At 62.3% G+C, this 13,776-nt stretch carries 13 protein-coding genes; 6 read left to right on the top strand and 7 right to left on the bottom strand.

The window, feature by feature from the left end; genetic code table 11:
• Positions 1-309: 309 nt before the first annotated feature.
• On the top strand, positions 310-1,599 hold the full coding sequence (locus tag AWB72_RS13190; RefSeq protein WP_040052692.1) for an MFS transporter: 1,290 nt from the start codon (positions 310-312) through the stop codon (positions 1,597-1,599).
• A gap of 29 nt (positions 1,600-1,628) precedes the next feature.
• Here the strand turns inward: AWB72_RS13190 and AWB72_RS13185 are convergent, their stop codons facing one another.
• Positions 1,629-2,639: a LacI family DNA-binding transcriptional regulator gene (locus tag AWB72_RS13185; RefSeq protein WP_040052502.1), complete on the bottom strand. Its 1,011-nt coding sequence runs from the start codon at positions 2,637-2,639 to the stop codon at positions 1,629-1,631.
• 188 nt (positions 2,640-2,827) lie between these two features.
• On the opposite strand from AWB72_RS13185, the gene AWB72_RS13180 reads away from it, so the two are divergent.
• From AWB72_RS13180 to AWB72_RS13165, 4 genes are all read left to right on the top strand, one after another.
• Positions 2,828-3,658, top strand: a complete 831-nt coding sequence (locus AWB72_RS13180) for an NAD-dependent epimerase/dehydratase family protein (RefSeq protein ID WP_040052501.1) — start codon at positions 2,828-2,830, stop codon at positions 3,656-3,658.
• Positions 3,655-4,563, top strand: coding sequence for an SMP-30/gluconolactonase/LRE family protein (locus tag AWB72_RS13175; protein ID WP_040052500.1), 909 nt, complete (start codon positions 3,655-3,657; stop codon positions 4,561-4,563). Before AWB72_RS13180 ends, AWB72_RS13175 begins: the two co-directional genes overlap by 4 nt.
• Before the next feature lie 155 nt (positions 4,564-4,718).
• Positions 4,719-6,062 carry an MFS transporter gene (locus AWB72_RS13170; protein ID WP_040052499.1) on the top strand — a complete coding sequence of 448 codons (1,344 nt, stop codon included), beginning with the start codon at positions 4,719-4,721 and terminating at the stop codon, positions 6,060-6,062.
• A 215-nt stretch (positions 6,063-6,277) separates the two neighbouring features.
• The gene (locus AWB72_RS13165) at positions 6,278-7,255 is read left to right on the top strand and encodes an aldo/keto reductase (RefSeq protein WP_040052498.1); all 978 of its coding nucleotides are present in this window, start codon (positions 6,278-6,280) and stop codon (positions 7,253-7,255) included.
• Positions 7,256-7,285: 30 nt separating this feature from the next.
• Here AWB72_RS13165 and AWB72_RS13160 read toward each other — a convergent pair whose 3' ends face one another.
• From AWB72_RS13160 to AWB72_RS13135, 6 genes are all read right to left on the bottom strand, one after another.
• A complete protein-coding gene (locus AWB72_RS13160) occupies positions 7,286-8,854 on the bottom strand; it encodes a phospholipase D family protein (RefSeq protein ID WP_052450088.1) in 1,569 nt (522 codons plus the stop codon).
• Between the two features lie 12 nt (positions 8,855-8,866).
• Positions 8,867-10,222, bottom strand: coding sequence for a TAXI family TRAP transporter solute-binding subunit (locus tag AWB72_RS13155; RefSeq protein ID WP_040052497.1), 1,356 nt, complete (start codon positions 10,220-10,222; stop codon positions 8,867-8,869).
• Between the two features lie 146 nt (positions 10,223-10,368).
• Complete coding sequence (locus AWB72_RS13150) at positions 10,369-11,187, bottom strand: hypothetical protein (RefSeq protein WP_040052496.1); 819 nt, start codon at positions 11,185-11,187, stop codon at positions 10,369-10,371.
• Between the two features lie 172 nt (positions 11,188-11,359).
• Entirely contained in the window at positions 11,360-11,926 is a 567-nt protein-coding gene (locus AWB72_RS13145) for a TetR/AcrR family transcriptional regulator (protein ID WP_040052495.1), read from the bottom strand.
• 80 nt (positions 11,927-12,006) lie between these two features.
• Complete coding sequence (locus AWB72_RS13140) at positions 12,007-12,453, bottom strand: hypothetical protein (RefSeq protein ID WP_040052494.1); 447 nt, start codon at positions 12,451-12,453, stop codon at positions 12,007-12,009.
• A 130-nt stretch (positions 12,454-12,583) separates the two neighbouring features.
• A complete protein-coding gene (locus tag AWB72_RS13135; RefSeq protein WP_040052690.1) occupies positions 12,584-13,507 on the bottom strand; it encodes a DNA-3-methyladenine glycosylase family protein in 924 nt (307 codons plus the stop codon).
• A 28-nt stretch (positions 13,508-13,535) separates the two neighbouring features.
• On the opposite strand from AWB72_RS13135, the gene AWB72_RS13130 reads away from it, so the two are divergent.
• Positions 13,536-13,766: a hypothetical protein gene (locus AWB72_RS13130; protein WP_040052493.1), complete on the top strand. Its 231-nt coding sequence runs from the start codon at positions 13,536-13,538 to the stop codon at positions 13,764-13,766.
• The last annotated feature ends 10 nt before the right edge of the window (positions 13,767-13,776 follow it).

The raw sequence follows: 13,776 nt of genomic DNA, 5'->3' as shown, positions 1-13,776 counted from the left end.
CGTTTGCATGCGGCATGCAACAGGCGGCATGCAAAATGCCGTTTCCCGTGCGACAGAAAACGATTAACGCCCGTTCAATAATTTTCGTTCTGCCGCGCGAAGCCCATACCTGCCTGCTCCGACGGGGCGCTAGGGAAAGTCCTAGGCTACCGCCTTCCCGCCATCGTCTATATCCTTCAGAAAAACGTTTTCCAAGAAAAACTCCAGTGGCGTGCATGCCTTCGAGCGACGCCACGCTCACGGCGCTCGTCGCCGTCCATGAACAAGACACGCGGTTCGACGAGCGCCGCCGCGTACCCGGAGACTTTCATGCAAACAGCCGTCGTCGGCGTCGTGCGTGCCGCGAGCCGTTATCGCTGGACCGTGTGTGCGTTGCTCTTCTTCGCGACCGTCATCAATTACATGGACCGGCAGATTCTCGGTCTGCTCGCGCCGCTGCTCCAGCACGACATCGGCTGGACGCAGGTGCAGTACGGCCGCATCGTCATCGCGTTCTCCGCTTTCTACGCGATCGGCCTCTTGTGCTTCGGGCGCATCGTCGACTGGCTCGGCACGCGCATCTCCTACGCGCTCGCGATGTTCATCTGGAGCATCGCCGCGATGCTGCATGCGGCGGTCGGATCGGTGATGGGCTTCGCGATGGTCCGCGCGCTGCTCGGCATCGGCGAGGGCGGCAACTTTCCCGCCGCCATCAAGACGACGGCGGAATGGTTCCCGCGCCGCGAACGTGCGCTGGCAACTGGTATTTTTAATTCAGGTGCGAACATCGGGGCAGTCTTCGCGCCCGCCATCATCCCGGCGCTCGCGGTCGCGTTCGGGTGGCGCGCGGCGTTCGTGATCATCGGCGCCATCGGCATCGTGTGGCTCGCCGTGTGGTTCGTCATGTATCGCCAGCCGGACGGCAGCGCGCATGACGACGAGCTCGCCGAAGAGAACGACGAAGCCGCCGCCGCCGATGCCCGCAACGCGAAGGCCGCCGCGCCGGGCTTCGGCGTGCTGATCCGCAAGCGCGAGACGTGGGCGTTCATCGTCGGCAAGTTCCTGACCGACCCGGTGTGGTGGTTCTATCTGTTCTGGCTGCCGAAGTGGCTGAACGAATCGCGCGGCATGGACATGCAGCACATCGGCTTGCCGCTCGTGGTGATCTACGCGATCACCACGGTGGGCAGTATCGGCGGGGGATGGATTTCGTCGGCGCTCTTGCGCTCGGGCTGGAGCGTGAATGCTGCACGCAAAACCGCGATGCTGATCTGCGCGTGCTGTGTTTTGCCGATTGCATTCGTTTCGCAGGTCCACGACCTGTGGATCGCGGTGGGTATCGTCGGTCTCGCGGCGGCGGCGCATCAGGGCTGGTCGGCCAATCTCTTCACGACGGCGTCGGACCTGTTCCCGAAGCGCGCGATCGGCGCGGTGGTCGGTATCGGCGGGATGGCGGGTTCGGTCGGCGGCGTGCTGTTCTCGGAAGTGATCGGTCAGGTTCTGCAACGCACCGGTCAGTACTGGGCGCTGTTCGCCATCGGCGCGCTCGCGTACCTCGTGGCGTTCGGCGTGATGCACGTCCTCACGCCGAAGATGACGCCCGCGAAGCTCGACGCCTGATTGCGAGCGCCGAGATCATGCGCCGCGCTTCACGTGCTCGTTGCGGTCGCTGCGGCCGCAGCAGTAGATTCACGCACGATGAGGCGCGGCTCGAACATGGAGTTGCCGGGATCGGGATGACCGGCGAGTGCGTCGATGAGTTTCTGCATCGCAAGCTCGCCCATCTTCTCGCTCTGGATGTCGACGGTGGTGAGGCCGGGCGCGGCGTAGGCGCCGTAAGGCACGTTGTCGATGCCGGTCACCGACACATCCTGAGGCACGCGAATGCCGAGCGTCGCGGCTTCCTTCATGAAGCCGAGCGCGATGAGGTCGTTGTAGCAGATCACCGCTTGCGGCCGCTTCGGGCCGAGCATCACGCGCGAGCAGGCATGCTCGCCGGCGAGCGCGGTCGGAGCGTGGGCGTCATGCACGTCGAGTTCGAGGCCGGCTTCTTCGAGGCACTCGCGCACGCCGCGAATGCGTTCATCGTTGATGCGCGCCTGGCCGAAGCCGAGGTATGCAATATGCCGATGCCCGAGATTGAGCAGATGCCGCGCGAGCATATGCGCGGCGAGGCGGTTGTCGATGCCGACGCTCGGAATCGGCAGCGCCTCGGCGTTACGCAACAGAACGACGGGCTTGTCGAGATCGAGCATCCAGCGCGCGTCCTCGTCGGGCAGACGCGAACTCACGATCAGCCCGTCCACGCGCTGCGACAACGCTTCGATCAGCGGCCGCTCGCGTGCCTGCTGTTCGTCGATATCGACCAGAAGCAGCGTGTAGTCGTGCCGCAGCGCGATGCGGTTCGCGCCTTTCACGACGTTGGTGAAGTGCGGATTGCTGATGTCGAGAATCGTGAGGCCGATGGTGCGCGTGCGGCCGGTGATCATTGAGCGCGCAAGCGGATTCGAGCGATAGCCGAGCGATTCGATGGCCTCCTTGAGCCTCGCTTCGACCGGCGCCGAGAAGCGCTGCGCGCCGTTGATGTATTTGGACACCGTCGCGACCGAAACGCCCGCTGCGGCGGCGACATCGCGAATGGTCGGGGAGTTTTTCTTCATCGAGGTAACGTTTTCTCTGGCTTTTCCAAGATTTTCGGATTGTCGCAGAAAACGACGCAGTCGAAATGTTTTTTGCATGCGGCATGCAATCGACAAAATGCCATTTGACGGCGGGTTGCGCGGATCGTTATAGTGCGGAAAACGTTTTACCCCATTCTGCTTTTCACGCATTCGAGAGGAGTGTTCCGATGAACCAGTCAACAGCAGCGGGCAAGCCGTTCAAACGCCTGCTTCTGACCGGCGCGGCCGGCAATTTGGGCCGTCAGCTGCGCGGCGCGCTCGCGCAATGGGCCGATGTCGTGCGCGCATCCGACATTGCGCCGATCGACGACGCAGCCGCGCACGAAGAAGTGAGCGCGGTCGATCTCGCGGACCGCGACGCGGTCATGCGTCTGGTGGAGGGCGTCGATGCCATCGTGCATCTCGGCGGCATTTCGGTCGAAGCGCCGTTCGACGATCTGATCGAGGCGAACATCCGCGGCACGTACAACATCTATGAAGCGGCGCGGCGTCACGGCGTGAAGCGCGTGGTGTTCGCGAGTTCGAACCATGCGATCGGCTTTCATCCCGTGACGGAAGTGCTCGACGCCGACGCGCCGCAGCGCCCCGACAGCCTCTACGGCGTGACGAAGTGCTTCGGCGAATCGCTGTCGCGCTATTACTTCGACCGCTTCGGCATCGAGACGGTGTGCCTGCGCATCGGGTCGTCGTTCGAAGAGCCCAAGAATCCGCGCATGCTTGTGACCTATCTCAGCTACCGCGATTTCATCGAACTCGTGCGCTGCTCGCTGTTCACGAATCGCGTCGGGCATACCGTGGTGTATGGCGCGTCGAACAATCCGCTCAAGTGGTGGGACAACACGAAGGCGGGCTTCCTCGGCTTCAATCCGCAGGATAGCTCAGCCGAATTCAGTGACCGCTTTCCGGTGCGCGCGCCCACGGACGATCACGACGATCCGGCGCAGCGCTTCCAGGGCGGCGCGTTCGTGCTCGGCGAGCCGATGGAGCGCAGCCGATGACGAGCGCGCCTCGCGTGGAGCGGATCGAAGCGGCAGGGCGCGCTGCTGTCGGCGAGTGCCCTGTTTGGCATGCAAAAGACCGCGCGCTGTATTGGGTCGACATTCCCGCGCGGCGCATCGTGCGGCTGCGCCCCGAAAGCGGACAGCGCAGCGAATGGACGCTGCCCGAGCAGGTCGCGTGTTTTGCATTCGATGCGGCGGGCAGCATCGTCGCCGGCATGGAAAGCGGGCTCTTCGCGGTGACGCTGCAAGACGCGGGCGATGTGCGTGTGACGAAGCTCGCCGCGCCGCGCTTCGATGCACCCGGCATGCGCTTCAACGATGGCCGCTGCGACCGGCAGGGCCGCTTCTGGGCCGGCACGATGGTGCAGGACATGGCGCAGGCGAGTACCGCAGGCGCGCTCTATCGCTTCGATGCAAACGGCACGCTGTCCGCGCCGATCGTCGACGGGCTCATCACGCAGAACGGGCTCGCGTTTTCGCCGGATGGCGCGATCATGTATCTGTCCGATTCACATCCGCAGCGGCGCCTGATCTGGGCCTTCGATCTCGATACCGACACGGGCATGCCGCATGACCGTCGCCTCTTCGCGGATCTGAATCATCACATGGGGCGTCCGGATGGCGCGGCGGTCGATGCCGACGGCTGCTATTGGACCTGCGCAAACGATGCCGGCTGCCTCTTGCGCTTCACGCCGGAGGGCAAGCTCGATCGCACCGTCGCGGTGCCGGCCGTCAAGCCTTCGATGTGCGCATTCGGCGGAGACGATCTTTCCACGCTCTATGTGACATCGATTCGACCCGCTTCCAACGCCACCGACAACGACGGCTCCGTGTTCGCTTTGCGGCCCGGCGTGCAAGGATTACCGGAACCCGGCTACGCCGGAATGTTACCGGTCGCATAAACGTCACAAGGAGGCGCGTGGAAGCGCCTCTTGCCGGTGTTTTTCGGCAAAACACAGGCTAAACACCAGTTATGCAATTCCTCCGTAAAGAGTAGGCTGCGCAAGTCGATTGCAAGTCAACGATCTGCCTGTTCCCTATAACGGAGGAGACATTGATGGACCTTGAAACTCGCACCATGAAGCGCGTGATGCTACGTCTCGTGCCGTTTCTGATTCTCTGCTACTTCATCGCCTATCTCGATCGCGTCAACGTCGGCTTTGCTGCACTGCAAATGAACAAGGCGCTCGGCTTTTCGGCGAGCGCCTTTGGCTTTGGTGCGGGCATTTTCTTTATCGCCTATTTCTTTTTCGAAGTCCCGTCCAACCTGTTGCTCGAACGATTCGGCGCGCGCAAGTGGATCGCACGGATCATGTTCACGTGGGGCATTCTCGCCGCGCTGATGGCGTACATTCCGCATATCGCGCAAGCAACGGGCTTGTCGAACGCATATGTGTTCTATGGACTGCGCGTGTTGCTGGGCATCGCGGAAGCGGGCTTCTTCCCCGGCATCATTTACCTGTTGACGCTGTGGTTCCCGGCGAAATATCGCGGGCGCGTCGTCGGCTATTTCATGGCGGCTATTCCGTTGTCCACCGTGATCGGCGGCCCCATCTCGGGTGCGTTGCTGCAAATGGACGGCATCGGCGGAATGCAGGGCTGGCAGTGGCTTTATCTGATCGAAGCGTTTCCCGCGCTCATCCTCGCGTTCGTCGTGTTCTTCTATCTCACGGACAAGCCCGCGAACGCACACTGGCTCGCAGACGACGAACGTAACTGGCTCGTCAATCGGCAAGCGCATGAACGCGCGCATCGCGAGTCGGTGCATTCGTTTAGCGTGAAAGAAGCGCTCTTCAATCCGCGCGTGCTCGCCATCGCGCTGATCTATTTCGGGGCAAATGCGACCAATTACGGCTTGAGCTTTTTCTTGCCGCAGATCGTCAAGGCGTTCGGACTGACGAATCTTCAGACGGGCTTCGTGACGTCCTTGCCGTATGCAGTCGGTGTCGTCAGCATGGTGCTCTGGGGCCGTCATTCGGATCGCAAGCTCGAACGACGCTGGCACGTTGCCATCGCGCTGATGGTCGCGGCGGGCGGCATCGCTGCGTCGGCGGGCCTCGACAATCCGGTGCTCAAGATGATTGCGCTGTCGATTGCAGGCTTCGGTATCTTTGGCTGTCTGCCGGTGATCTGGACGCTGCCTGCATCGTTCCTCTCGGGTGCGGCTGCGGCGGGCGGGATCGCGGCGATCAACTCACTCGGCAATCTCGCGGGCTTCTTCGGGCCTTACGCAATGGGCTGGATCAAGGACAGCACGGGCGGCTTCGGTGCGGGCCTGCTTTGCCTCGCGGGCGCGGGCATGGTCGGTGTAGCGGCGGTCCTGTTGCTTCATCACGATCCGTCCTTGGAGGCCATTTCGCACGGACATGACATGGAGGAGGGCGAGCCCGCGCGCTCCTAAGCTTCGCTAGAGAAAACGCACAGCGCCGCGCGGCGCTGTGCGAGTAAGTTTGCATCGATTCCTTGCAAGTAATGATTGCGTTGCTTAACGACTGTAAGACAAGCAAGAGCAGCCAACCTGCGCTAATGTCTATGCTTTTCGTCTCTCGCGCATGAAGACACCAAAGCCTTCGTGCACATCCTCAGAAAAGCAGTCGACGGCAAGGAGATTCCCCGATGGACTACGTGAAACTCGGCACGACCGGCCTGGACGTGTCGCGGCTGTGCCTTGGATGCATGACCTTCGGCGTGCCTGAACGCGGCACGCATCCCTGGACGCTCAATGAAGAGCAGAGCCGTCCCATCATCCAGCAGGCGCTGGATGCAGGCATTAATTTCTTCGACACCGCGAATACTTACTCCGACGGCACGTCGGAAGAGATCGTCGGTCGTGCATTGCGCGAAATGACGAAGCGCGATGACATCGTGATCGCGACGAAGGTATTCAATCGCATGCGGCCCGGTCCCAATGGCGCGGGCCTCTCGCGAAAGGCGATCTTCAATGAAATCGATAACAGCCTGAGGCGCCTCGGCACCGATTACGTCGATCTTTATCAGATTCACCGCTGGGACTACACGACGCCGATCGAAGAGACACTGGAAGCGTTGCACGATGTCGTCAAGGCGGGCAAGGCGCGTTATATCGGTGCGTCGTCGATGTACGCCTGGCAATTCAGCAAAGCGCTTTATACATCGCGCGCAAAGGGATGGACCGAGTTCAAGACGATGCAGAATCACTTGAACCTGCTCTATCGCGAAGAAGAGCGCGAGATGCTACCGCTATGCAAGGATCAGGGCATTGGCGTGTTGCCGTGGAGCCCGCTCGCGCGCGGCCGTCTTACGCGCGAGTGGGATGCGACGAGCGAGCGTCAGCAGACCGATGCGTTCGGCAGCACGCTGTACCAGACGCATGATGCAGACAAAGCCGTGGTCGAGGCCGTGGCAACGGTCGCAAAGGCGCGTGGTGTGCCGCGCGCTCAAGTGGCGCTTGCATGGGTCGCGCAAAAGTCGCCCGTCAGTGCGCCGATCATCGGGGCATCGAAGCCGAATCACGTCAGCGATGCGGTCGCGGCGCTGTCGCTGAATCTCACGGCCGACGAGATCGCGCAGCTCGAAGCGCCGTATGTGCCGCATGCGGTCGCGGGCTTCAAATAAGCCAATCGACGATCGAGTCGCAAGCTCGCCTCATAGTTGCGACTCGATCGGCAAAAGGCCCAGCATCCATATCGTCGCGCGCCTGAACGTCGAGACATCGGGCTCTTTCTCCAGCGTTGTGACCGCGCCGTTCGCGTCAGTGTCTATCCATACCATGCGTTGACCGCCATCGGCATTCGGCTGCAGTTCCACACGCCACGCAATACGATCGATATTCGTCCCGATACCATCCGCCACTTGCTGCGCCGCTTGCGGACTCTCGCAATAGACGCCTATCTCCGTGTTCAGTTCGACGGAGCGCGGGTCCAGATTCATCGAGCCGATAAAGATGCGTTCGCGGTCGAATACATAGGTCTTCGCATGCAACGAGGCCTTCGACGAGCCGAACATCGTTTTATTTTCTTTGTCATTTTTATCGCTGGAAGCCACAGGCTTGAGTTCATAGAGCCGCACGCCGGCCTCAAGCATGTCCTTGCGATAGCGCTGATATCCCGCGTGGACGGCGGCTACATCGGTTGCGGCTAAAGAATTGGTCAGCACGGTCACGCGTACGCCGCGCGCAGTCATCGCTTGCAGCCACTTGACGCCCGCTTCGCGCGGCACGAAGTAGGGCGAGACAATCAGCAATTCATGCTGCGGCTCGAGCTTGAGCGCCCTGAACCGCGACATGAGGCGGCCTTCGCTGTCGTCCGGCTTGCGAGTGATTTTGGCGGGATCGTCGTAGAGCAAAGTAGCTTTGCCCCACACGAACGATGCATCGTGCGATTCGATCGCTTGCGCGATACGTTGACTTGCCTGCGCGACATACGGCGAGTGAGTTTCCGAAAGCAGATACGCATCGAGCCGGCTTCGATATGTTGCGAGTGAGTTGGTATCCGCACGGCGGCCCATGAGATTGTCGATGGGATAGGCCGCATCGGAATTCCAGTAGAGATCGAACGCATCCGATACTTCGCGCACGACAGGGCCATGCACGAGCACATCGAGGTCGCCGAATGCCACCGTGCTCGACGCGCCGAAATATTCGTCGCCGATATTGCGGCCGCCGAGAATCGCCGCCTGGTTATCGGCGACGAGCGACTTGTTATGCATGCGCCGGTTCACTCTGAAGAACTCGACTGCGGAGCCGAGCCGCTTGAAAGTACGATTCGCCACCGGATTGAAAAGCCGTACCTGTATGTTCGGATGCGAGGCGAGCGCGAGCAGGAGATTGTCGTCGGCGTTGGTGCCGAGATCGTCGAGCAATAATCGCACGCGCACGCCGCGATCCGCCGCGCGCAATACCGATGCGGCCATCGCACGGCCAGTGAGATCGTCGTGCCAGATGTAGTACTGGACATCGAGCGATCGCTCTGCGGTTTCGGAAAGCACGACGCGAGCGACGAGTGCATCCATTCCGTCGTACAAGAGATGAAATGCATTCTCGCCGGGATGATTCAATTCACTTGCATTAAAGGCTTTGCTTAAGCGCGTATCGGTTGTCTGTGTGGAAGCGTGGCTCGGCGTGCGGCCGCTCTGAGGCGGAAGGCTCGCGCATGCCGTCATCAAAGCGAGCATGATGATCGCGCAATGCAATCTCGTCAGCGCTTGCTTGAGCATGGGCATCGCCTCCTAAACGGTGCTGTGTTCCCTGCGTACAGAGCCGCTCAATCGCGAACGCACGAAGCCGATATGCTCGCGAAGCACATAGAGCGCATCGGTATAGGCAAGCGGCAGCTTGAGCGTATCGAGTGATTCTTCGATGTGGTCGAGTTCGACCAGCAGCGCACGGCGCTCTTCATCGCTCGACATATGCATTGCACCGCGTTCGATTGCAATCAATGCACCGTAATAGCGATAGATACGCGAGCGCACGCGCCATCGATATAACGCGGGTACGACCCGCAACGCTGGAAAAACAAGCACCGCGACGGGCAGCAGCAACACGAGCGCGCGATCCGCAATATTCGCGAGCCAGAACGGCAGCGTTCGATAAAGAAAGCTCTTGCCGGAACGGTAATAGCGGCTCGCGTCCTCGCTGATTGGGAACTCATGCGCGACGGGACTCGGAAACTGACCCGCGCGCTGCAGCAATCCCGCCGTGCCATGCACTTCCTGCGCGGCTTCGATCAATAGATCCGATAACGCGGGATGCAGGTTCGTGCGCGCAACCAACTCAACCGTCGGACTGATGAGATGCACGGTCGCCGGCGGAATGCGGCGGCCCAGATCGAGCACGCCGGGCGGCAATTCGATATCGTCGAGATACGGAAAGAGCCGCGTATAAGCGCTCGCTTCGTTGAAGTCCATCACCGATATGCCGGGCACCTTGAGCAGGCGCAACATGAGCCCGCGCGTGGCCGAATCGCCGCTAAGAAACACGGCGTCCGCTTCGTTGCTGACGAGTTCCGTTGCAGCTTGCAGGCCGTCGGTTGGAAGAAGCTGCGTGCTGCCGCCAGGCGTAATGCCGTTTGCTTCGAGCAGTTTCAGCGACAGCGTGCGTGTGCCGCTGCCTTCGCGCCCGATCGCGATGCGTTTGCCTTCCAGCTGAGACAGCAACGTGAGCCCTTTGCCGCGATAGAACACGACGATAGGCACGTACGCCACGCTGCCGAGCGACATCAGCGACGATGCCTGCTCTTTAGTCGCGATGCCGCCCTGCACGAGCGCGAGATCGATCTTCTGTTTCGGGTCGAGGAGGCGTTCCAGGTTCTGCACGGAGCCATCGGAGGGAAGCACCTTCAATGTGATGCCGTTGCGCGCGAGGATCTTTGCGTATTCCTGGGCGGTTTGATAAAGCGAACTGTCGGGCTGGCCGGCGCTCATCGTGATGGTCTTGGGCGGCGCGGGATCGACGAGCCAGATGACGAGCGCGGTCGCCAGCGCAAAGGCCAGCAACACAGGGCCGACCGTCCATGTGAGGTCGTGCAGGACGCCTTTCGCGTGATCCTGCGGCAGATGCGGACGCTGCATGCGATCCCGCGTCATGAGCGGATTGCCTTCGATCCGTCTACGTCGAACGAGACACTGAGCATGTCGAGCCTTCCCTGGCGGCGGCGTTGACTCGCAGTGTGCGCCAGCCGCCGGGTCGATGGCAACGACTACGGCGGCGACGACGCTTTGGCATTTTGCATTCAGGCCCAGTGCGCCGGAATCCAGACGGCGCCGGCCCAGTGGCCGGGAACCCATACGGCGGGCGCCGGCGCGGGCGCGACATATACGGTGGCGGGTGGCGGCGGCATCACGACCACCGCGCTCGACGTCGTGGCGCTGCCCGCGATCACCGTCGTGCCATGCGAACCGGTCGTCGCGACGGCGGTGCCCGAGGTCACGACGACGCCCGGCGCGACGCTCGTCGCACTGCCAGAATGCGCGACGGTGCCGCCGCTGGCTGTGTTGACCGTGCCGTAGCGGTTGCACGTGTAACCGGCGCAGTTGGTGGATGCACTGTGCGTCGAGGTGTTCCCGTACGGCCCGGTCACGGAGCCGGAGGACGAAAACTGACCCGGCGCGCTGCGCGTGACGGTGTCCGCGCCGGTTGCGGTGTTGCCGTTGGGGCCGGTCATGCTGCCGGTGTGCGAGCACGATCCGCCCGCGCAACTCGTGTCGCCCGCGTGCTGCATCGAGCGTCCGTTGGGGCCGTACGCGGTGCCGGCGTTCGAAAACTGGCCCGGCGCGGTGCGCGTGACCGTGCCTGAGTTCGTCGCGACGCCGCCCCACGGGTTCATCACGCCGCCCGCGTGGGAGCAGCTCCCGCCGCCGCACGAGCCGAAATGTGCGCCGTTATATTCGCCACGCCCGGTATAAGCAGTGCCGCCGCGCCCCCAGCCCGCGAAGGCTGAACCGCTCGACAGCGCGAGCGCCGCGGCACTGACGACGATCAGCGTCCGGCGCAGTCCCGTCTTCGCAGCGGATGAAACAAGCTTGCATGCAAAATTCGATCTGTCGTTCACGGAAGCGTCCTCTCGGTGCGTGGGCCACGTGGCGTTGTGTGTGGCGACGTGCTCACTATAGGAGAAGGCTTTCGCAGAGTCTCGCTCAGACTTGTTTCACGCGATGTCACGCTGACGGTGCAATCGAATGCGATATGCAAAACGCAAGATGCAATCGCGGCAACGATGCAATTTAGCGCGAGGGTTGAACGGTGCGCTCGCCGGTGCGCGGCAGCATCGCGAAAAGGGCTTCGATGGCCGCGCTCGCACGCCGCTTGCCGTCACTGCGTCCGACCGCGAGTTCGACCACCGCGAGTCCCACGACGAGCGCATGAATCATCGCGACGTGCTCCTTGCTCACGGCGAGTCCCATCGATTCGAGCATGCGTGTGATGCGCAGAGCGATGGCATCCGCGAACTCGCGAAACAGGCTGCGTATCGAAGGCTCTTCGTCGGAAGCCTGCGCGAGCGCCATCAGCACGCGTGTGTTCTCGTGCCGCATGGCGACGTTGGCAATGGACGCCGCCGTGACCTTCGGCGACGTCTCTCCCGCGAAGGCGTCGAGTGCGTCGAGCTGACCGTTGACGGCGGCGCGCGCGACCGCTTCGATCAGTTCGAGACGCGTGGGGAAATAGTAAGTGAGGTGGCTTTGCCGCACGCCCGCGCGTTTGGCGACGCGCGGCTGCGTGAAGCCCGAATAGCCTTCTTCGCGCAGGGTGGCGAGGGCGGCCTCGAGAATGGTTTGTCGACGATCCTGCACGCTGGCTGCCTCGCATCGTGATCTTGGTTGGTTGACCAAGACCTTATCTTGCGATGCCCGCACCGTCAACCATACGCACTTCAGCGCTTGTCGTAGGACGGCGGCTGCGGGTTATGCGCGGGGTTCGTATCGAACTTGCGAATGTCGGTGATGGCCCCGTTCCAATGGCGCGCGAGTCCGTGGAGGTCGGTTTCGAGCGCGTCGGCGATGGCCTTGTCGTAGACCTCATCGTCATGCACGTATAGCGTGAACGCCTCCAGATACTTTGCCTTTTTGACGGGATCTTCGATGGTCTCGCGTGTCCATCGGTACAGCGGGTAATGCTCCGTGCCTTCTCGTTCGGCTTGCGCGACGTAGTCGGCGAATGCATCGAACTGGCAGTTCAACGAGGCTTGGTATTTGACGAGCAGCGTGTTGATTGATGATAGTTCCGCGTTGGACGGATCTTTGCGCGCGAGGTCCGCGTATCGGGGGCTTAGGCGAATGCGGACCTGGTATTGCCACTTGTCGCTCGGTACATCGGTCATAGGAGTCTCCTTTGCAAACGGAGCCGCTGCAATCTGTGCGCGAAGGCGAGGGGCGAGGACCGCATCTCAGCCCAGACTAGCCCATTTCCTGTGATTCGGCATGCTGCATGCAATCGACCGCATGCAAAATTCAACCGCCTCGTGCGAGTCCGGTCTCGGCCGCCACGCCGTTCCACAAGTGCATTGCCGCATAAGCGCGCCACGGACGCCAGCGTTCGGTGTACGCGCGCCGCTGGGCCGGTTTCATGAGTGACGGCTCGCGTCCAGCGATGGCCTGCATCAGCACGAGATCGGCATCGGGCCATGCGTCGGGGTCGCGCAAGGCGCGCATCGCGACATAGCCGACCGTCCACGGTCCGATGCCCGGCATCGCGAGCAGTTCGCATTTCACGTGCTCAGGGTCCGCGCCGGGCGTGTCGATCGGCAGGGCGCCCGTCGCCACCGCATGCGCGAAACGCTGCACAGTCTCGATGCGTTTGCCCGGCATGCCGATCTTTTCGAGGTCTGCCGCTGCGAGTTCGGATGGCGTCGGAAAGCGCCAGGCCGTGCCTTCGTGCGCATGACCGTCGATGCGCCGCCCGGCGCGCTGCACGATGCGTCCCATGATCGTCGATGCGCCTTTCACGCTCACCTGCTGCCCGACGATCGTCCGCACGACGAGTTCGAAGCCGGACCACGCGCCCGGCACGCGCAGTCCGGGCGCGGCCTCGACGAGCGGCGCGAGCATCGGGTCGCGCGAGAGGCATTGCGAGATGGCGTGAGGATCTGCATGCACGTCGAACATTCGTGAAAGCGGGGCGGCGAGTTCGTCGGCGTGGCGAGCCGCATCGCCTTGAACGGTCACGATGAGGCGATGCTTGCGTTCATGTGGCCGCACTTCGACGATGCCGTCGTCGCCGCGCCATTCGATCGCACGTCGATACACGCCGCCTTCCACGGACTCCACGCCCGCCGACGCCCTCCCGCCGATGAAGGCGATGAGGCGCGTCCAGTCGAAGGGACGTTTGAAGGGGAGTTCGAGCGTTGTAGCCGTGGTCGCGTACGTCGAGTGCATCGATTGCATTCTGAATGCGGAATAAAGAATGCCGATGTTACTCTCGGTGGCGCGAACGCGATCGCACCGCAGCCCGGCTCATTTCCAGCTAACTCTGCGCGACGACAATGGCTTCATCGAAACGGAGGTCAACATGAATGCCATCACTATCAGTGTCATCGCCATCGTTATCACGGCTGCGCTCGCTTTCGTCGCACCCGTCACGCGCCATGTCCCGCATGAGAGCGGTCACGTCGCCGCGCTGGTTTCGCGCGGCTGAAGAAACGGCA

The organism is Caballeronia concitans (assembly GCF_001544615.1).
GTDB lineage: Bacteria > Pseudomonadota > Gammaproteobacteria > Burkholderiales > Burkholderiaceae > Caballeronia > Caballeronia concitans.
This window is presented reverse-complemented; position numbering and strand designations above follow the sequence as displayed.